Source organism: Bradyrhizobium sp. JR4.3, from assembly GCF_040547695.1.
Taxonomy (GTDB): domain Bacteria; phylum Pseudomonadota; class Alphaproteobacteria; order Rhizobiales; family Xanthobacteraceae; genus Bradyrhizobium; species Bradyrhizobium canariense.
In genome coordinates this window covers 108,330-126,977 of record NZ_JBEPQF010000024.1, presented here as the reverse complement: position 1 = coordinate 126,977, position 18,648 = coordinate 108,330, and the positions used below count along the sequence as shown (strand labels likewise).

The 18,648-nt window shown below is 65.4% G+C and carries 16 protein-coding genes; 4 read left to right on the top strand and 12 right to left on the bottom strand.

What is annotated here, in order from left to right; genetic code table 11:
- The first annotated feature begins 101 nt into the window (after window positions 1-101).
- From ABIB91_RS30260 to argG, 3 genes are all read left to right on the top strand, one after another.
- Complete coding sequence (locus tag ABIB91_RS30260; protein WP_007598761.1) at window positions 102-590, top strand: hypothetical protein; 489 nt, start codon at window positions 102-104, stop codon at window positions 588-590.
- Between the two features lie 137 nt (window positions 591-727).
- Entirely contained in the window at window positions 728-1,504 is a 777-nt protein-coding gene (locus ABIB91_RS30255) for a phosphatase PAP2 family protein (protein ID WP_354169910.1), read from the top strand.
- Between the two features lie 93 nt (window positions 1,505-1,597).
- Entirely contained in the window at window positions 1,598-2,935 is a 1,338-nt protein-coding gene (argG, locus tag ABIB91_RS30250; RefSeq protein WP_007598765.1) for an argininosuccinate synthase, read from the top strand.
- A gap of 147 nt (window positions 2,936-3,082) precedes the next feature.
- Here argG and ABIB91_RS30245 read toward each other — a convergent pair whose 3' ends face one another.
- The 11 genes from ABIB91_RS30245 to sdhC all read right to left on the bottom strand — a co-directional run bounded on the left by ABIB91_RS30245 (window position 3,083) and on the right by sdhC (window position 15,546).
- Window positions 3,083-5,281 carry an OmpA family protein gene (locus ABIB91_RS30245; protein ID WP_354169908.1) on the bottom strand — a complete coding sequence of 733 codons (2,199 nt, stop codon included), beginning with the start codon at window positions 5,279-5,281 and terminating at the stop codon, window positions 3,083-3,085.
- A gap of 186 nt (window positions 5,282-5,467) precedes the next feature.
- Window positions 5,468-5,710, bottom strand: coding sequence for a hypothetical protein (locus ABIB91_RS30240; RefSeq protein WP_007598768.1), 243 nt, complete (start codon window positions 5,708-5,710; stop codon window positions 5,468-5,470).
- On the bottom strand, window positions 5,710-6,207 hold the full coding sequence (locus ABIB91_RS30235; protein ID WP_007598769.1) for a pyridoxamine 5'-phosphate oxidase family protein: 498 nt from the start codon (window positions 6,205-6,207) through the stop codon (window positions 5,710-5,712). Before ABIB91_RS30235 ends, ABIB91_RS30240 begins: the two co-directional genes overlap by 1 nt.
- 73 nt (window positions 6,208-6,280) lie before the next feature.
- The gene (locus ABIB91_RS30230) at window positions 6,281-6,667 is read right to left on the bottom strand and encodes a VOC family protein (RefSeq protein ID WP_354169905.1); all 387 of its coding nucleotides are present in this window, start codon (window positions 6,665-6,667) and stop codon (window positions 6,281-6,283) included.
- A gap of 21 nt (window positions 6,668-6,688) precedes the next feature.
- A complete protein-coding gene (locus ABIB91_RS30225; protein ID WP_354169903.1) occupies window positions 6,689-7,513 on the bottom strand; it encodes an FkbM family methyltransferase in 825 nt (274 codons plus the stop codon).
- Between the two features lie 167 nt (window positions 7,514-7,680).
- Window positions 7,681-9,639: an ABC transporter ATP-binding protein/permease gene (locus tag ABIB91_RS30220; RefSeq protein WP_354169901.1), complete on the bottom strand. Its 1,959-nt coding sequence runs from the start codon at window positions 9,637-9,639 to the stop codon at window positions 7,681-7,683.
- Window positions 9,640-9,692: 53 nt separating this feature from the next.
- Window positions 9,693-11,882 (bottom strand): ATP-binding protein, encoded by a 2,190-nt coding sequence (locus ABIB91_RS30215; RefSeq protein WP_354169899.1) that lies wholly within the window; start codon window positions 11,880-11,882, stop codon window positions 9,693-9,695.
- Window positions 11,883-12,070: 188 nt separating this feature from the next.
- Window positions 12,071-12,853, bottom strand: coding sequence for a succinate dehydrogenase iron-sulfur subunit (locus tag ABIB91_RS30210; protein WP_027566351.1), 783 nt, complete (start codon window positions 12,851-12,853; stop codon window positions 12,071-12,073).
- 42 nt (window positions 12,854-12,895) lie between these two features.
- Entirely contained in the window at window positions 12,896-14,731 is a 1,836-nt protein-coding gene (sdhA, locus tag ABIB91_RS30205; RefSeq protein ID WP_354169897.1) for a succinate dehydrogenase flavoprotein subunit, read from the bottom strand.
- A gap of 3 nt (window positions 14,732-14,734) precedes the next feature.
- On the bottom strand, window positions 14,735-15,151 hold the full coding sequence (gene sdhD, locus ABIB91_RS30200) for a succinate dehydrogenase, hydrophobic membrane anchor protein (RefSeq protein WP_275174734.1): 417 nt from the start codon (window positions 15,149-15,151) through the stop codon (window positions 14,735-14,737).
- Window positions 15,148-15,546, bottom strand: coding sequence for a succinate dehydrogenase, cytochrome b556 subunit (gene sdhC, locus ABIB91_RS30195; RefSeq protein WP_007598778.1), 399 nt, complete (start codon window positions 15,544-15,546; stop codon window positions 15,148-15,150). Before sdhC ends, sdhD begins: the two co-directional genes overlap by 4 nt.
- 520 nt (window positions 15,547-16,066) lie before the next feature.
- Here sdhC and ABIB91_RS30190 point away from each other — a divergent pair.
- The gene (locus ABIB91_RS30190) at window positions 16,067-16,927 is read left to right on the top strand and encodes a sulfite exporter TauE/SafE family protein (protein ID WP_354169894.1); all 861 of its coding nucleotides are present in this window, start codon (window positions 16,067-16,069) and stop codon (window positions 16,925-16,927) included.
- 125 nt (window positions 16,928-17,052) lie between these two features.
- On the opposite strand, the gene ABIB91_RS30185 is transcribed toward ABIB91_RS30190, so the two are convergent.
- On the bottom strand, window positions 17,053-18,582 hold the full coding sequence (locus ABIB91_RS30185) for a malonate--CoA ligase (protein ID WP_354169892.1): 1,530 nt from the start codon (window positions 18,580-18,582) through the stop codon (window positions 17,053-17,055).
- Window positions 18,583-18,648: the final 66 nt, after the last annotated feature.

Genomic DNA, 18,648 nt, shown 5'->3' with positions numbered 1-18,648 from the left:
TTGTACTCGTCCGAATAAGAACGTCGCTGCCGTTTCGTCATCTGACACCTCTTGCTGTCTAAGCTATAGGTGTCCACCGATTTAGGGGAGGCTCAGGTGTGATGTCCTTGATCGGCCGCCTCATCGTCATCTTCATCGGCTTTCTCGCCGCCTGCTTCGTCGGCGGCATGATCGTCGTCATCGCGCTGTTGTTTCCGGAGTTCGCCGATCTCGGCGCCGGTCCCGTCGATCAGGGCACGATCGACATCCTGCTCGGGTTCGGTTTCATCTTCGTCTCTGGCTTTGCGCTTGTGCCGGCGGCGGTGATCGTCGCGATCACCGAGGCGCTCTACATCCGCAGTGCTCTCACCTATGCCGTCGGCGGCGGCCTCGTCGGCCTCGCCTGCTATCTCGGCCTCATTCCCTTTCACTCCGACACCTTGCAGTTCGAAGGCATCGTGCGCCGCCATCTCGAGATCATGACCGGCGCCGGCATCGTCGCCGGTGTCGTCTACTGGCTGATCGCCGGTCGCAATGCCGGTGCCTGGCGCAATCCGCCGCTGCCGCGTAAGCCGCCTCCGCCGCTGCCCTCGAATTCAAGGCCGGATTGAGGTGCCGTCATTGCGAGGAGCGAAGCGACGAAGCAATCCAGACTATCGCCGCGGATGGATTCTGGATTGCTTCGCTTCGCTCGGAATGACGGATTCCAGGGTTTTCATCCCCTTCCCACTCGGCTAAACCGCGCGCCATGAACCGGACCGGACTCTTCATTGCCCTGGCGCTGTGGCTCGTGATCGGCGTCGTTTTCGGCCTTTATCCCGAGCTTGATCTCAAGCTCGCCGCGCTGTTCTTCGACCCTGAGACCAAGACATTTCCGCTCAAGCTGAACGGCTGGGCCAGCTTTGCGCGGGACGCCGCGATGTGGGTTGCCTGGGCGTTCGTGCTGCCTGCGCTGGTCGCGCTTGTGGTCAAGATGTTCAAGCCCGACCGGCCGCTGATGGTCTCGGGGCGCGCGATCGTCTTCCTGCTGGTCACGATCATCATGTCGGCCGGCATCCTCACCAATTTCGCCTTCAAGTCCTATTGGGGCCGGCCGCGTCCGGTGGTGGTGACGCAGTTTGCCGGCGACCAGCAATTCGTGCCGTGGTGGGACCCACGCGGCGGTTGCGCGCGCAACTGCTCGTTCTTCTCGGGCGAGGGCGCGACCGCGTTCTGGACGCTGGCGCCGGCCGCATTGGCACCGCCGCCGTGGCGCCCGCTCGCTTATGCCGGAGCCGTGGTGTTCGGCCTCGTGACCAGCGGCCTGCGGATGGCATTTGGCGGCCACTTCTTCACCGACGTGTCGATCGCCGGCCTCGTCACCTTCGTCGTGATCTGGTTTGCCTACGCGCTGATTTACCGCTGGCCGCGGAGCCGGTTCTCGGACGAGGCGGTCGATGCCGCCTTGACCCGCCTGAACATGCCTGCCTACCGGCTGCGCCAGCGCCTGTTCGGCCGCAAGACGGGGCCCGAGCCGTCAGTTTGAGCCATTAAAGGGGTGCCGAGCCCCGCGAAATTTGATATTCGCGCGGTCAACCCGTGAAACGACATCCGCCCTTCGAGACCGATTGGAAGCCCCATGACCACGATCCTGAAAAGCCTGCCCAAGGGTGAGAAAGTCGGCATCGCTTTTTCGGGCGGCCTCGACACGTCAGCGGCGCTGCTCTGGATGAAGCAGAAGGGCGCGCGCTGCTACGCCTATACCGCCAATCTCGGCCAGCCCGATGAGGCCGACTACAACGAGATTCCGCGCAAGGCGATGGAGTTCGGCGCGGAGAAAGCGCTGCTGGTCGATTGCCGCACGCAGCTCGTCCATGAAGGCATCGCCGCGATCCAGTCCGGCGCCTTTCATATCTCCACCGGCGGCATCACCTATTTCAACACCACGCCATTGGGGCGCGCCGTCACCGGCACGATGCTGGTCGCGGCGATGAAGGAGGACGGCGTCAACATCTGGGGCGACGGCTCGACCTTCAAGGGCAACGACATCGAGCGCTTCTATCGCTACGGCCTGCTGACCAATCCGGGCCTGCGCATCTACAAGCCCTGGCTCGACCAGCAGTTCATCGACGAGCTCGGCGGCCGCGCCGAGATGTCGGCGTTCATGACGGCGCAGGGCTTTGCCTACAAGATGAGCGCCGAGAAGGCATATTCGACCGACAGCAATCTGCTCGGCGCGACGCACGAGGCCAAGGATCTCGAAAGCCTCGACAGCGGCATCAAGATCGTCAACCCGATCATGGGCGTGCCGTTCTGGCGTGACGACTGCAACGTCAAGGCCGAGAAGGTCGTGGTACGATTCGAGGAAGGCCAGCCGGTCGCGCTGAACGGCCAGACCTTCTCTGATCCCGTCGCGCTGTTCCTCGAAGCCAACGCGATCGGCGGCCGCCACGGCCTCGGCATGAGCGACCAGATCGAGAACCGCATCATCGAGGCCAAGAGCCGCGGCATCTATGAAGCGCCCGGCATGGCGCTGCTGCACATCGCCTATGAGCGCCTCGTCACCGGCATCCACAACGAAGACACCATCGAGCAGTACCGCATCAGCGGCATGCGCCTGGGACGTCTGCTCTATCAGGGCCGCTGGTTCGATTCGCAGGCCCTGATGTTGCGCGAGACCGCGCAGCGCTGGGTCGCCCGCGCCGTCACCGGCGAGGTCTCGCTGGAGCTGCGCCGCGGCAACGACTACTCGATCCTCAACACGGAAAGCCCGAACCTGACCTATGCGCCGGAGCGGCTCAGCATGGAAAAGGTCGAGGACGCGGCGTTCACGCCGGCCGATCGCATCGGTCAGCTCACCATGCGCAACCTCGACATCAACGATACCCGCGCCAAGCTGAAGCTCTACAGCGACACGGGCCTGCTGTCGGGCAGTGAAGGCTCGCAGATCTTCCGGCTGGAGAACGACAAGGGCTGAAGCGTAGGGTGGGTTAGCGCAGCGTAACCCACCTCTTCTGTCTCTGCGGATACGAACAGTGGCGGGTTACGCCTTCGGCTAACCCACCCTACAAGCAAAACAAAAATGGCCGGGATTGCTCCCGGCCATTTGCGTTTGTGCGTGCCGTTACCGCGGCGGCGCGGTGCCGGGCGGGGGCGGCGGCAGCGAAGCCTGGCCGCCGTTGAGCAACGGCGTGATGTTGCGGACGGTGACGCGGCGGTTGATCGCGCTCGGTCCTTGCGTCTGCTCCTTCAGGTACTGCTCGCCATAGCCCTGCGACGTCAGGTTCTCGGACGGCACACCGAATTGCTGGGTCAGCAATTCGGCCGCGGCCTGCGCACGACGATCCGACAATGACAAATTGTCGACGTCGTTGCCGACCGCGTCGGTGTGACCTTCGATCAAGAACACCACGCGCGGGTTGGCCTGGATCGCACGGTTAAGACCGTCGGCGATCGACTGCAGCTTCGCCGCCTGGTCTGGTGGGATGGTCCACGATCCCGTCTCGAAGTTGATCGTGTTGAGGTCGATGCTCGGCATCTGCATGCGAACATTGGGGCTGTAGCGGATCTCGTCGAGTGTGTAGCGACGGTTGATCCGCTGCACCGGCGGCGCCACCATCGTCTGATAGATCACGTCCGGCGACGCCTCCTCGGCATCGACGATATAGCGATCGTAGGGAATGTTCACGACGGGCGGCGGAGCGTCGACATAGAAGCCGCCGACCGACTGCGGATCGCGGTAGCTGTTGTCGATGATGACGAGCTCGCGCCCGGCCGGGTCCCTGCGGATTCGCCGCAACAGCCGACCGTCCGGACCAACAACAGTAACGATCTCGCTGCCGTCGGGACGGATCACCACGGTGCGGGTATCGGCGCCGATAGTTTCGGTGCGGATGTCGCGGGCGCCATAGCGGAAGCGATAGAGATCGTTGCCGCGGACGTAGGCCTGCCCACCCGGATCGCGGATGATGATGCGGTCCGGCTCGGTGTAGACGGTGCGGCCGCCTTCGATGCTTTCGCGGCGCTGGTTGCGGTAGTCGGCGATGGTGGCGCCGATCACGGCACCGGCGACCACACCTGCACCGATCGCGAGCGGTGTCAGGTCACGCTGCGGCGGACGCGGCGGTGGCGGCAGGGGCGTGGTCGTCGTGGGCGCGGCGCGGAAGGCCGGCGCAACCGTGGGCGTCGCGTATTGCGCCCTGTTGGGCGGCGGGGTCGCAGCCGCCGAGCCCGGGACGGTGCTCGGTGCTGCGGCGCCCGCGGGGGGAGCCGGCGGCCGGGGCGGGGCAGCTGTCTGCGGCTGGGTCGGCGGAGCTCCGGCAGCGGGCGCGCCAGCAGCGGGTGCACCACCCTGGCGTCCCGGGGGCGATGTCACGGCGCCACCGGGGGCCGGCGTCGTTGTCGGGGCAGGGGTTGCGCCGGGCGCGGGCGTTGCGCCCGGTGCCGGCGTTGCGCTCGGCGCGGGACCCGGACGGCCGGACGGCGTCGGGGTGGCCCCTGGCGCCGGTGTCGTCGTTGGAGCGGGCGTGGCGCCTGGAGCCGGTGTCGGTGATCCCGCCGCCGAGGGCGCACGTCCGCCGGGGGTCGGCGCACCGGGACGGCCAGTCGGCGGCGTACTGCCCGGAGCCGGCGTCGCGGTCGGCGCAGGAGTCGCGGTCGGTGAAGGTGTACTTGTCGGTGTAGGTGTGGCGGCCGGAGCGGGCGCGCCCGGTCGCACCGTCGGCGCGGGCGCAGGCGACGGTGTCCCCGTGGGCGCCGGCGCGGGATGGCCTTGAGGAGTTGCTGCCGGTGGCGGCGGTGGTGTGGGGTGAGCCGCAGGCGGCGGAGGCGTGGGTGCGTGCTGCTGCGGAGCCGCGGCGGGCGGCGGCGCTGGAGGCGTGGGAGCCGGGCGTGCCGCGGGCGGTGCAGGAGGCGGCGCATGCTGTTGCGGAGCCGCAGCCGGGGGCGGCGCGGGCGGCTTCGGGGCGGCAGGCGGCGGTGGGGGCGGCGGCGGTGCCGGACGAGCCGCAGGTGGCGGCGGAGGCGGCGGCGGCGCTGCTGGGCGCTGCGGAGCGGCCGCCGGCGGAGGCGGCGCGGGCGGATGGGGCGGTGCAGCTGCGGGCGGCGGTGCGGTCGGGCGCGCGGGCGCCGCAGGCGGCGGTGTAGCCGGGCGCGCGGGCGCTCCCTTCGGCGGCTCCTTCGGTTTTCCGTCAGGGCCGGTCTCTTGTGGCTGCGCCTGCGCGACCACGAGCGGCGGCGCGCCTTGCGCATGTGATGCGGAGCTTGCGAACTGCATCGCGGTCAGAGCCGTGGTGGCAAGCAGCACGAAACGAAGATTAGTCATGATGGTGAACTTCCCCGGAAGGTTCTTTGACGAAGTGTTGGGATGAACAGCTACGCGTTAGGCCGGATTGTGGCGGACGAAGCCGACGCGGCGCGATTTATTTCTGCACGCAAATCACCTCACTATAGTGACGTTCATTGCGCATTCAGACGCAGGTTGCAATTGCCTCCGATGTGATGCGTCGCCTCATGCGCGATCCCGCGGCGGACTTGCATCCGTCGCAGGATTCGGCGTGAGCGGTCCGTTCGGCCCGCGCGATGGAATCTCTTCAGGCATGCGGCCCGGCAGTTCGTCGGGTGGCGTCGGCGCGCCGGGCTCGCGCACCGGCGGCGCGATTTCAGGCTGCGGATTGCCCGGCGGAATCCCCGGCGGCGGCTCGGTGGGCGTGCCCGGCGTCGACGGCGGAATCTCGGGCGGCTCGATCGGCATTACATCGAGACCTTGCGGTTGTCGCCGAGATCGGGCCGCGTGTTCGTCACCGCCGCGGCCGCCATCTTCACATAGGAGATCACCGTGCCGGGCGAATCCCAGAACTCGGCATCGTCAGGCGTGACCTTGAGCACGCGAATGTTGGGATCTTCCGCAGAGTCCCACCACGCCTTGGCCGGCGTCGCGAACAGCTCCTTGATCTTCGCACGGTCATTGGAGACCACGGCAGTGCCCGTCAGCGACACGTATTTTTGGCTGCCCGCATCCGCGAACGACAGGTTGATGGACGGATTGCGCGCGATCTCATCGTCCTTGTGACGCCGCGCGTCGGTGAGGAAATAGATCGTGTCCGCGTTGCGATCGAGATAGGCGCTCATCGGCCGCGCGCGGAGCTTGTCGCCATCGCGCGTCACCAGCATCGCGAATCCGATCGACTTCATTAGATCCCACACGCGATCCAAATCGCGATCGACGTCGCGAGCATTGTCGTTGGCCATGTCGTGCTCCTTCTTGCAAGGGACGACAACGGCGGGCGCGGAACGAGGTTCCGGCCGGAAGAAGGAACTTTATCTATTCCGGCGCGTGGCAAACCGCCTCGATGTTGTGTCCGTCAGGATCGAGCACGAAGGCGCCGTAATAGGTTGGATGATAATGCGCCCGGATCCCGGGCGGTCCGTTGTCGCGCCCGCCCGCCGCAATCGCCGCCTCGTAGAATGCATCCACCGCGGCGCGGTCCTTTGCCAGGATCGCGACATGCACCGGCCTGTTCAGCGCGCCCTCGCCGCCGATCCAAAAATCCGGCTTGCCGTCGGCGCCGAAACCGGCGGCCGGATCGTGTCCGGTCTGCTCCTGGGTGACCTCCATGATCAGGCTGTAGCCGAGCGGCGCCAATGCCTTGGCGTAGAACGCCTTGGCGCGCTCATAGTCGGAGACCGGGAAGCCCATATGGTCGATCATCGCTACCTCCGTCGTTCGTCGTCAGCGCGACAGGAACGTATTGCTCCGCGTCTTGCGCGCAACCACAAAGCCGCGCGTGACCATGTCGGCGATACAATCGTCCCGCCAATCCTTTTGTGACAGATGCTCGATCACCACCGCGCGCGGCCATTGCGATTGCGGCGCGTCGCGGAAGAAGCTGATCAGCACGCGATCCTCGAAGCCCTCGACGTCGATCTTGAGTGAATCGACTCGCGTGACGCCGGCCTCGTCGAGAATGCGCGTCAGCCGCAGCGAGGGAACTTTAATCGCCTCCGCGCTGGCCGTGCCGGTGACGACGTGGGTGGCGCCGAGATTGCCGCCGCCGCTCTCGATCATCAGCTCGCCGTCGTTGTCGCCGGCGGCCGCCTGCACCAGGCGCACCTGCGTCGCTTTCGATGCGGCCCGGTTGAACGAGAGCCGTCCAAACGTCATCGGATGCGGTTCGATGGCGACCACTTTGCCTGATGGCCCGACCTGTCGCGCCATCACCAGCGCAAAGGTGCCGACATTGGCACCGACATCGACGAACACGCCGCCGTCCGGGGTGTGCTGGCGCAGGAAGTCGAGCTCGTCGAGATTGTAATCGGGATTGAACAGCGCGCCGCGCTCGGTCGCGCTGCCCTGGTGATAGAAGCGGAACGATGCGCCCTGGTATTGCACGTCGACGGGACCACTGCGCAGCAGGTTCACCAATCGCGAAAGCCACGGCCGGAACGCTCCGCGCTTCAGCCGCGACTGTGTCGCGAGGCGAATGATCGCGGCCTGCGCCGCATTCGGCGCAAACGCGCCGAACGGCGCGGACGAAGGGGCATTGTCGGTCGGCAAGTCAAAGTCCTCGTTGCAAGCGGCGCATGCATAGCCGGTTTTGCCGGGGACTCCAATTGTTCACGAGGGGTCGGTAGCCCGGATGGAGCGCAGCGCAATCCGGGTTTCGCCTCTCGATGGACTGTCCCGGATTGCGCTACGCTCCATCCGGGCTACAGCTGCTAGCCTCACGCCGCCTTCTTCGGTGACGCCTTGCGCTGGCCCAGGAATCGCCCGAGCAGCTTGCGCTTGCCCTTGCGCGGGATCAGGTCGATATCGCTGACGAGTTTTGCACCGCCCTTGCGGCGCTCCAGCACGATCTTGCGGCTGTGAAAGGCCTCCAGCTCGACACGATGCGCGACGCTGACGATGGTGGCCTTCGGCAGCTCGTCGGTGACCATCTTCATCATCTCGTCCTGGCTCTTCTCGTCGAGCGCCGAGGTCGCCTCGTCGAGCACGACGATATCAGGGCTGTGCAGCAACAGCCGCGCAAAAGCGAGACGCTGCTTCTCGCCGCCGGACAGCGTCTGGTCCCACGGTGCTTCTTCCTCGATCTTGTCCTTGAGATGGTCGAGACCGACCTTGTGCAGGGCCTCGCCGATCTCCTCCACCGTCCAGTCGTCTTCCGCGCCGGGATAGGCGACCGCGCGGCGCAAGGAGCCTGATGGCACGTAGGGTCGCTGCGGCAGCATGAACAGCCGCCGGTCGGGATGGAAATTGACGCTGCCGCCGCCCCATGGCCAGAGCCCGGCGATGGCGCGCACCAGCGTGCTCTTGCCGGTGCCGGATTCGCCGGCCACCAGCAGCCGCTCGCCAGCCTCGATCACCACCTCGGTCTCGCCGACCACGGCGGTGCCGTCATCAAGCGTGACGGAGAGGTCGTTCAGCTCCAGCATGGCGTCGTTGCTGGTCTCCCCACGCTTGATGCGGCCGATTCCGTCGCCCTGCTCGGCGCGCTCGAGGCCGTCGAGCGACATCATCAGCGAGGCGATGCGGCGAGCGCAGGCATTCCAGTCGGCGAGCCGCGGATAATTGTCGACCAACCAGCCGAACGCGCTCTGCACGATGGTGAAGGCGGAAGCCGCCTGCATCACCTGACCCAGCGTCATGCTGCCGTCGAGGAATTTTGGCGCGCAGAGCAGCAGAGGGACCACGGGAGCAACAAGACTCGATCCCTGCGACACCAGCGTGGTGCGCATGTGCTGACCTGCCAGCCGCGCCCATTGCCGCAGCACATGGGTGAAGTTGCGGTCGATGCCGTCGCGCTCTTCCTCCTCGCCGCCGAGCAGCGCGATGCTCTCGCCATTCTCGCGCACGCGCGTCAGCGTGTAGCGGAAATCGGCCTCGGCCTGGTTCTTGTCCTCGGAGACCTGCACGAATTGGCGGCCGATCACCAGGATCGAGCCCGATGCGATTCCCGCATAAAGCATCGCGGCGATCACCAGGAAGCCGGGAATGGTCACCGACGATCCCGCAAGCGTGACGGTGAGCGCGCCGCCGATGGTCCAGAGCACGACGATGAAGGTCGCGGCCGACAGCAGCGCGGACGTCACGCCGGCGAGGAAATCCACCGGCGAATCGGTCGCGACGCGCAGATCCTCCGCGATCCGGTATTCCGGATTCTTGTGGTCGCCGCTGACGAGATTGAGCTGGTAATAGCGGCCGTTGCCGAGCCAGCGCGTCAGCACGCTGGCCGTCAGCCACGCCCGCCAGCGCCGCTGGATGCCCATGCGCGCGAACACTTGCGCCACGCCGAGCACGATGCTGCCGATCGCGAGCGGGAAGAACACCGCGGTGAGATGGAAGACGGTGGACGCCTCGCGTTTTTCGATCGCGTCGAAGATCGCCCGATTCCAGACGTTGATGCCGTATTGGAAGCCGACGGTCAGGACGATCAGCACGCCGAGGCCGATCGAGAACGGCCACGCCAGCCGGTCGCCGTTGCGGCCCCAGAAGCCGCGCGCGCTGATCCAGAAGCGGGTGAGGAGGTAGTCCTTGCGGGCCTGCTCGGCCTCTTCGGGCGATTGCTCCGGGTCGGGCTCGACCAGCTCGGGCGGCGGCGGAGCCTCTTCCTCGCCGGTCTCGCCGACGATTTCGACGATGGGCGGCTTCTTGCCCGATTCGCGCTTTCTGGCCGGCTTTTGCATGGCCGGATAACGCAAGCTAAATCAAAAGGTTCCACTCGGTTCCGAGTGTCGGATCATTCGGCGGCGCCGTCGCGCACCCGGCGTCGCGCGAGCCGGTGCAGCACGCGCGATAGCTGATCGATCGCATAGGGCTTCTGCACGAGCTCGAAATCGACCTTGCCGTCCTGGGACAGCGCCTCGCTGTAGCCGGTGGTCAGCACGACCGGCACGCCGATGCCGCGCTCGCGGACTGCCTGCGCGAGATCGAGCCCGGTCATGCCGGGCATCACGATGTCGGAGAAAACGACATCGAAGCGATCGGAATCCATGACCAGCTCGGCGAGCGCATCAGTTGCATTGTCGATCAGCGTGATGCTGTAGCCGAGCTCGGTGAGGCCGTCGGCCGCGAAATTGGCGAGCTCGATATTGTCCTCGACCAGCAGCACCGACATGCCGCTACCGGCCACAGCCGGGGCCGTGTTCGGTGCCTGCCGCTGCGGCAGCAGGTGCGGCGCCACGCGCGGCAGATAGAGCGAGAAGGTGCTGCCGTGGCCCACTTCGCTGGTGACTGTCACCTCGCCGCCGGACTGCCGGGCGAAGCCGAACACCTGCGACAGGCCGAGACCGGTGCCGTGGCCGACCTGCTTGGTGGTGAAGAACGGCTCGAAGATGCGCTCGAGCCTCGCAGCCGGAATGCCGATGCCGGTGTCGCTGACGGCAATGCCGACGAAGCCATGTTTGTCAGCAAGGTCATGTTTGCCGGAAAGCTCAGGGTTGCCTGAAAGCTCAGGGTTGGCCGAGACGGGAGCCCGCGTGTCCGCAATCGTCGCCGCGGCCTCGACCTCGAAAACGATCCTGCCCTTGCCGTGCATGGCATCGCGCGCATTGGTCGCCATGTTGATCAACGCCGTCTCGAACTGGCTTGCATCGGCATTGACGAGGCAGGGCTCGGCCGGCAGCCGCATCGCAATTTCGATCGCGGGCCCGAGCAGCGTCGCGAGCATGTCGTGCAGCGACTGCAGCCGCGCGCCGACGTCGAACACTTCCGGCTTCAAGGTCTGGCGCCGTGCAAAGGCGAGCAGCTGCGAGGTCAGCTTGGCCGCGCGCCCGACCGCGTCCGCGATGGCGGTGATGTAGCGCTGGCGCCGCTGCTCGCTCAGCTGCGGCCGGTTCAGCAGGTCGACAGAGGCGCGAATCACGGTCAGGAGGTTGTTGAAGTCGTGCGCGACGCCGCCGGTGAGCTGGCCGAGCGCCTCCAGGCGCTGGCTGTGCTTGAGCGCCTCCTCGGCTTCGCGCCGCGCGGCGGCCTCGGCCTGAAGATGCTGGGTGCGCCGGAACGCGAACGCCAGCAGCAGAAACAGCAGCGCGGTGGCGGGAATACCGAACACCAGATGCTGGCCCATGGTGGCGAACCAGCGCGCGCGGATTGCCGAGGTCTTCAGCCCCGCGCTGACATAGATCGGGTATTCGGCGATGCGTCGGTAGCCGATGCGCCGCTCGACCTCGTCCGATGGCCAGGCGATGGTGATGAGGCCATGCTCGGGGTGAGCTGCGATGCTGCGGCCAACCGGGCCGTTAGGATCGAGCCTGAGGTCGCGATCCAGCCGCGGAAGATGCGCCAGCACCACGCCGTCGGTGCGTGCCATGGCGAGGAAGCTGCCGCGATCGGAGCCGATCCTGGCATAAAAGCTCTCGAAATATTCCGGCAGGACGGAGGCCTGGATCACGCCGATGAAGCTGCCGTCGTCGGAGCCGCGGCGGCGGCTGACCCCGAAGAAGCGCGCGCCCTGATAGGGCTGACGCGGCGTCAGGGGAACGCCAATGTAGCTGCCGATGGTCTGGTCGACATGGGCGGCAAAGTAGTCACGGTCCGCAAAGCTCTGCGCCGGCGGCGGCGAGGCCAGGCTGTTGACCAGCGACTTTCCGTCCGCATCGAAGATCCATGCCGATTTGAGCTGCGGCAGCGAATCGGTCAGTTGCTTCAGGCGGCGGTGCAGGGCCGGTTCGCGCGAGCGGATGATTTCGTCGGGCAAGTCGCGCACCACCTCGTTGATCTCGGCGAGGCTGCGGTCGATGGTCTCGAACACCTTGAGCGCGTGCTCGTGCGCGACATCGAGGGTGCGCTCGATCTCGCGGTCGGCGATCTCTTTGGTCGAGGTGTAGGAGATCGAGGCGGCGATCGCGAACAGCGCAATCGGCAGCGCCAGGGACGCAGCCATCATCCACTGCAGCAATCTCAGCGAATTGCGTTGTGCGCCCTGCACGGTCGCTCCGGTCCCACGCCGGAGAGCTTACTTGAATTTCGCGCCGGGAAGGAAGCGGCTTGTGGCGGGAACCAGAGGTTGCAACCCGCCGGCTTGCCCGCGCAGGGGCAGAGGCGAAATCTACTGGAAGACGCGCCCGCCGTAGAATGCCCCGGCCATTCCGGCCGGGGATCGCAGCATGAACGAGCCTAGATCTGGCGCTCGACCATCTTGAGCTTGAGCTCCGCGATGGCCTCCGCCGGGTTGAGGCCCTTCGGGCAGGCCTTGGCGCAGTTCATGATGGTGTGGCAGCGATAGAGGCGGAACGGGTCCTCGAGATTGTCGAGCCGCTCGCCGGTCGCTTCATCCCGCGAATCCGATACCCAGCGGTTGGCCTGGAGCAGCGCGGCGGGACCGAGATAGCGCTCGCTGTTCCACCAATAGCTCGGGCACGAGGTCGAGCAGCAGGCGCAGAGGATGCACTCGTAGAGGCCGTCGAGCTTCTCGCGATCCTCGTGGCTCTGCTTCCATTCCTTTTGCGGCGTCGGCGAGGTCGTCTTCAGCCACGGCTCGACCGAAGCGTACTGCGCGTAGAAATTGGTGAGGTCGGGGATGAGGTCTTTCACCACAGGCTGGTGCGGCAGCGGATTGATCTTGACCGCGCCGTCCTTCACGTCGTGCATCGAGCGGGTGCAGGCCAGCGTGTTCTGGCCGTCGATGTTCATCGCGCAGGAGCCGCAGACGCCTTCGCGGCAGGAGCGGCGGAAGGTCAGCGACGGGTCGATGTTGTTCTTGATCCAGATCAGGCCGTCCAGCACCATCGGCCCGCAATCATGGGTGTCGACGTAATAGGTGTCGACGCTGGGATTCTTGCCGTCGTCCGGGTTCCAGCGATAGACGCGGAATTCACGAGTTTCAGTCGCGCCCGCGGGCTTCGGCCACGTCTTGCCGCCGCTGATCTTGGAGTTCTTCGGAAGTGCGAATTCAACCATTTCGATAAAGCTTTCGCTGTTCGCTCAGTAAATGCGCGCCGTTTAGTAAACGCGAGCTTTCGGCGGGATGTACTGCACGTCGTTGGTCATGGTGTAGTCGTGAACCGGGCGGTACTCGATCTTGACCTTGCCGGAATCTTCCAGCCAGGCCAGCGTGTGCTTCATCCAGTTCTTGTCGTCGCGCTCGGAGAAGTCCTCGCGGGCATGCGCGCCGCGGCTCTCGGTGCGGTTGGCGGCCGAGTTCATCGTCACCACCGCCTGCGCGATCAGATTGTCGAATTCGAGCGTCTCGATCAGATCGGAATTCCACACCAGCGAGCGGTCGGACACGGCGATGTCGGTGATGCCGCTGTGGACCTTCTCGATCAGGTTCTGGCCTTCGCTCAGGATGTCGCCGGTGCGGAACACCGCGCAATTGTTCTGCATCACGTGCTGCATGCCTTCGCGCAGCTTCGCGGTCGGCGTGCCGCCGGAGGCATAGCGATAATGGTCGAGCCGGCCGAGCGCCAGGTCGGACGAATTCGCCGGCAGCTCCGGCTGGCTGGCGTTCGGCGTGAGCTTCTCGGCGAGGCGCAGCGCCACGGCGCGGCCGAACACGACGAGGTCGATCAGCGAGTTGGAGCCGAGGCGATTGGCGCCGTGCACGGAGACGCAGGCGGCTTCGCCGATCGCCATCAGGCCGGGGATGATGGCGTTGTCGTCGCCGTCCTTCTTGGTCAGCACCTCGCCATGATAGTTCGTGGGGATACCGCCCATGTTGTAATGCACGGTCGGCACGATCGGGATCGGTTCGCGCGTCACGTCGACATTGGCGAAGATCTTTGCGGATTCCGAGATGCCCGGCAGGCGTTCGGCCAGCACCGCGGGATCGAGATGGTCGAGATGAAGGAAGATGTGGTCCTTCTTCTTGCCGACGCCACGGCCTTCGCGAATCTCGATGGTCATCGCGCGCGAGACGACGTCGCGCGAGGCCAGGTCCTTGGCGGAGGGCGCATAGCGCTCCATGAAGCGCTCGCCCTCGGAATTGACGAGATAGCCGCCTTCGCCACGTGCGCCTTCGGTGACGAGACAGCCCGAACCGTAGATCCCAGTCGGGTGGAACTGCACGAACTCCATGTCCTGCATCGGCAGGCCGGCGCGCAGCACCATGCCGCCGCCATCACCGGTGCAGGTGTGCGCCGAGGTGCAGGACGCATAGGCGCGGCCATAGCCGCCGGTCGCCAGAATCACGGACTGGGCGCGGAAGCGGTGCAGCGTGCCGTCGTCGAGCTTGAGCGCGATGACGCCGCGGCAGGTGCCCTGGTCGTCCATGATCAGGTCGATGGCAAAGAACTCGATGAAGAACTCGGCCGCGTGGCGCAGTGACTGGCCGTACATCGTGTGCAGCATGGCGTGGCCGGTGCGGTCGGCGGCGGCGCAGGTGCGCTGCGCCTGGCCCTTGCCGTAGTCCAGCGTCATGCCGCCGAACGGGCGCTGGTAGATCTTGCCGTCCTCGGTGCGCGAGAACGGCACGCCCCAGTGCTCGAGCTCGTAGACCGCCTCGGGCGCGTTGCGCACCATGTATTCGATCGCGTCTTGGTCGCCCAGCCAGTCCGACCCCTTCACGGTGTCGTACATGTGCCAGCGCCAGTCGTCCTTGTGCATGTTGCCGAGGGACGCCGAGATGCCGCCCTGCGCCGCGACGGTGTGCGAGCGGGTCGGAAACACTTTGGTGATGCAGGCGGTGCGGAGGCCGGCTTCGCTGCAGCCGACCACGGCGCGCAAGCCCGCGCCGCCGGCGCCGACCACGACCACATCATAGGTATGGTCTTCGATCGGATAGGCTTTGCCGTTGGTGGCGGGAGCGCCGTTGCCCTTGCCATTGGTCTCTGTGGCCATGGGTTAGACTCCGGAGGAAAGTTTCAGGATCGCGTAGGTCGAGGCGAGCGCCACGGCGAACGAGAAGAAGTTGTTGAGCATGATCGAGATGAGCTTCAGCTTCTCGTTATGGATGTAGTCCTCGATCACGACCTGCATGCCGATCTTCATGTGCCAGGCGCTGGCGAAGATGAAGAGCAGCAGGATCACCGCGATCGGCAGCGAGCCGAGGATCTGTGCGGCGCCGGCCTGGTTGCGGCCGAGCAGCATCATCACGATCACGATCACCGGGATCATCAGCAGCGTCATGGCGACGCCGGTGATGCGCTGGCGCCAGAAATCGGACGTGCCCGAATGCGCCGCGCCGAGATTGCGCACGCGGCCGAGCGGGGTGCGCATGGAGGAGCCCTTCGGAGAGCCGTGGGATTCGTCGAAACTCATCGTCCGCCTCCGATCGCGTAGGCGATGATCCAGACCAGGACCGTGAGCACGATGCCGCCGATCAACGCGCCCCAGGTCAACGCTTCGCGCTCATTGGCCTTGAAGCCGTAGCCCAGGTCCCAGACGAAATGCCGGATGCCGCTGAGCATGTGGTGCATCAGCGCCCAGGTGAAGCCGAACACGATCAGCCGGCCGATGATGCTGCCGGTGAAGGCCTGGACGTGGCTATAGGCGGCCGGGCCCGAGGCTGTCGCAATCAGCCACCAGGCCAGCAGCAGCGTTCCGGCGTAGAGGGCAATCCCGGTGGCGCGATGGACGATGGAGAGTGCCATCGTCAGGGTCCAGCGGTAGACTTGCATGTGCGGCGAAAGCGGTCGTTCGATCCGTGCGGTCATGGGCTTCAATTGCTTTATTGCGGCCCAGCATGGGGCGCGCGGGGATCGCGAAAGGTCGGCTCTATTTACGGAGTCGATTTCACCTGCGCAATCACCAAATCGCCATAAATCGAACCTGGGTTCAGCTCTAGGCCCTTGATGTAACAAGGCCAATCGCCGGCTTGGTATACCAGAGCCATGGCGCACCGGCTAAAGACAGAACCAGAATTCATCTCTTGTTAGGAGGGCCGCGGCGCATTGAAATTACTATTGGAACGGCTCTAAGCCGCCGCAGTCCGGCGAGGCTTCGAACCAGTCGGTTCATGACGTTCAAACCGGCAGCGGTGGTCGGCGAGCAATTTTCAATTTCCGCCAAGCGCACCGATTTTTCGCGAGACGGACGGATATGCGCAACCTGCATCCCACCCCAGACCGCCGATGCGGCGGTCGACCCGACAAATCAGATCGCCTAGAGCATTGCGGGCAGCTGTCCGAGCGATGCATCGGAGAAGTTGCGAGCCATCGCCGGGGCAGGTCAGGGGTGATTGCAGGACTTGATATCAAGGAGATCCTTGAGCTCGCGCTGTTGCTGATCGCAACCGGCGCGCTCTCCGGATTTTTGGCCGGCGTGTTCGGCATCGGCGGCGGCGCGATTCTGGTGCCGGTATTCTACGAGTGCTTCCGCATCGCCGGTGTGCCGCTGGAGGTGCGGATGCCGCTCTGCATCGGTACCTCGCTTGCTGTCATCATTCCGACCTCGATCCGTTCGTTCCAGGCGCACTACAGGCGCGGCGCCGTCGATCTTGCCATCCTTCGGGTCTGGTGGCTGCCGATCCTGATCGGCGTCGTCGCCGGCAGCGTGGTCGCGCGCTACGCGCCGGAGCGGCTGTTCAAGATCGTGTTCGTCGCCGTCGCCTGGTCGGCCGCGGTACGGCTGATCTTCGCGCGCGAGAGCTGGAAGCTCGGCGATGATCTGCCGAAAGGTCCGCTGATGCGAATCTACGGCTTCTGCGTCGGCATTTTGTCGACGTTGATGGGTATCGGCGGTGGATTGTTTTCGAATCTGCTGATGACGTTCTACGGCCGTCCGATCCATCAGGCCGTGGCGACATCGTCGGCGCTCGCGGTGCTGATCTCGATCCCCGGTGCGCTCGGCTACATCTATGCCGGCTGGCCTGCGGCGGCTAGCTATCCCGGCGTTGCAGCCCTGCAAGTGCCGTTCGCGCTCGGCTACGTCTCGCTGATCGGCGCCGTGCTGGTGATGCCGATGAGCCTTGTGACCGCACCACTCGGTGTGAAGGCGGCGCATGCGATGTCGAAGCGGACGCTGGAGGTCGCGTTCGGGTGCTATCTGTTTATTGTCGGCAGCCGGTTTGTGATGAGCTTGATAGGCGGGCAGTAGCCGCCGCAAAATCCGTCATTGCGAGCGTAGCGAAGCAATCCAGAATCTTTCCGCAGCGGTAGTCTGGATTGCTTCGTCGCAAGGGCTCCTCGCAATGACGACGAGAGTGCAGCGAACAACAGCCCCTATTTCTTCGCGTAAAGATCCTTGTAAATATCCCGCAGCACGTTTTTCTGCACCTTGCCCATGGTGTTGCGCGGCAGCTCGTCGACGACGAAGACGCGTTTGGGCATCTTGAACTTCGCTAGCCGGCCGTCGAGCGCCTTCAGCACCGCGGCCTCGGTCACATCGGCGCCCTTGTTGCAGACCAGCACCGCCGTGACGCCCTCGCCGAAATCGGCGTGGGGCACGCCGATCACGGCAGATTCGATCACGCCGGGCATGGCGTCGATCTCGCTCTCGATTTCCTTGGGGTAAACGTTGAAGCCGCCGGAGATGACGAGATCCTTGCCGCGGCCGAGAATGTGGACGTAGCCCTTGGCGTCGATCTTGCCGAGGTCGCCGGTGATGAAGAAGCCGTCGTCGCGGAATTCCGCCTTGGTCTTCTCCGGCATGCGCCAATAGCCCTTGAACACGTTGGGGCCCTTGACCTCGATCATGCCGATTTCGTCACGCGGCAGTTCCTTGGCCGTCTCAGGATCTGTGACGCGTACGGAGACGCCGGGGAGCGGAAAGCCGACTGCGCCGGGCACGCGCTCGCCGTCATAAGGGTTCGACGTGTTCATGTTGGTCTCGGTCATGCCGTAGCGCTCGAGCACCGCATGCCCCGTCCGGGCCGACCATTCGCGATGGGTTTCGGCCAGCAGCGGCGCGGAGCCCGAGATGAACAGCCGCATGTGCTTTGTAGTTTCGCGCGACAGCGCAGCGTTCTGGAGCAGCCGGGTATAGAACGTCGGCACGCCCATCAGCACCGTGGCGCGCGCCATCAGCTTGATGATCAGATCCGGGTCGAGCTTCGGCAGGAAGATCATCGACGCGCGCGCGAACAGCGTCACGTTGGTCGCCACGAACAGGCCGTGGGTGTGGTAGATCGGCAGCGCGTGGATCAGCACGTCCTTGTCGGTGAAGCGCCAGAAGCCGACCAGCGAGAGCGAGTTCGACGCCAGATTGTCTTGGGTCAACATCGCGCCCTTGGAGCGGCCGGTGGTGCCGGACGTGTAGAGGATCGCGGCGAGATCGTCGTTTGAGCGCGGGACCGTGGCGAATTCGCTGCTCGCCTTGTCGGCGGCGTCCGTCAGCGAGCCCTTGCCGTCAGCCCCGAGTGTCTCGACTTTCGCCTTCACCTTGGCGGCGATGGGGGCGAGGCCCTCCGCCTTGGCGGGATCGCAGACCACCAGCGAGGGCTCGGCATCGCCGATGAAGTAATCGAGCTCATTCAGCGTATAGGCGGTGTTGAGCGGCAGGTAGACCGCGCCGGCCCGCACCGTGGCCAGATACAGCACGATGTTGGCCACGGATTTCTCGACCTGAACCGCAACGCGGTCGCCGGGCTTCACGCCGCGCGCGACCAGCACATTGGCCATTTGCCCGGCCCGGGCGATCAGATCGCCATAGCTGATGCGTCCTCCGTCGTGCGTCTCGATCGCGAGGCGCTTCGGATCGTCGAGGCCATCGAACAGGCGGGAAAACAGATTGGCGTTGGCTGCTTGGTTCATGCAAGATTTCCTCGACCGCAAGGCTTGACCACAAGGCTCGTCAGACAAGGCCGGTCAAAACCGAGG

What these genes read in the sequence shown, in the direction of transcription:
- ABIB91_RS30185 (WP_354169892.1), bottom strand. Translation starts at nt 18,582, where the DNA reads ATGAACCAAGCAGCCAACGCCAATCTGTTTTCCCGCCTGTTCGATGGC.
- ABIB91_RS30220 (WP_354169901.1), bottom strand. Translation starts at nt 9,639, where the DNA reads ATGCAAAAGCCGGCCAGAAAGCGCGAATCGGGCAAGAAGCCGCCCATC.
- ABIB91_RS30260 (WP_007598761.1), top strand. Translation starts at nt 102, where the DNA reads ATGTCCTTGATCGGCCGCCTCATCGTCATCTTCATCGGCTTTCTCGCC.
- ABIB91_RS30255 (WP_354169910.1), top strand. Translation starts at nt 728, where the DNA reads ATGAACCGGACCGGACTCTTCATTGCCCTGGCGCTGTGGCTCGTGATC.
- argG (WP_007598765.1), top strand. Translation starts at nt 1,598, where the DNA reads ATGACCACGATCCTGAAAAGCCTGCCCAAGGGTGAGAAAGTCGGCATC.
- sdhA (WP_354169897.1), bottom strand. Translation starts at nt 14,731, where the DNA reads ATGGCCACAGAGACCAATGGCAAGGGCAACGGCGCTCCCGCCACCAAC.
- sdhD (WP_275174734.1), bottom strand. Translation starts at nt 15,151, where the DNA reads ATGAGTTTCGACGAATCCCACGGCTCTCCGAAGGGCTCCTCCATGCGC.
- sdhC (WP_007598778.1), bottom strand. Translation starts at nt 15,546, where the DNA reads ATGACCGCACGGATCGAACGACCGCTTTCGCCGCACATGCAAGTCTAC.
- ABIB91_RS30230 (WP_354169905.1), bottom strand. Translation starts at nt 6,667, where the DNA reads ATGATCGACCATATGGGCTTCCCGGTCTCCGACTATGAGCGCGCCAAG.
- ABIB91_RS30245 (WP_354169908.1), bottom strand. Translation starts at nt 5,281, where the DNA reads ATGACTAATCTTCGTTTCGTGCTGCTTGCCACCACGGCTCTGACCGCG.
- ABIB91_RS30235 (WP_007598769.1), bottom strand. Translation starts at nt 6,207, where the DNA reads ATGGCCAACGACAATGCTCGCGACGTCGATCGCGATTTGGATCGCGTG.
- ABIB91_RS30210 (WP_027566351.1), bottom strand. Translation starts at nt 12,853, where the DNA reads ATGGTTGAATTCGCACTTCCGAAGAACTCCAAGATCAGCGGCGGCAAG.
- ABIB91_RS30240 (WP_007598768.1), bottom strand. Translation starts at nt 5,710, where the DNA reads ATGCCGATCGAGCCGCCCGAGATTCCGCCGTCGACGCCGGGCACGCCC.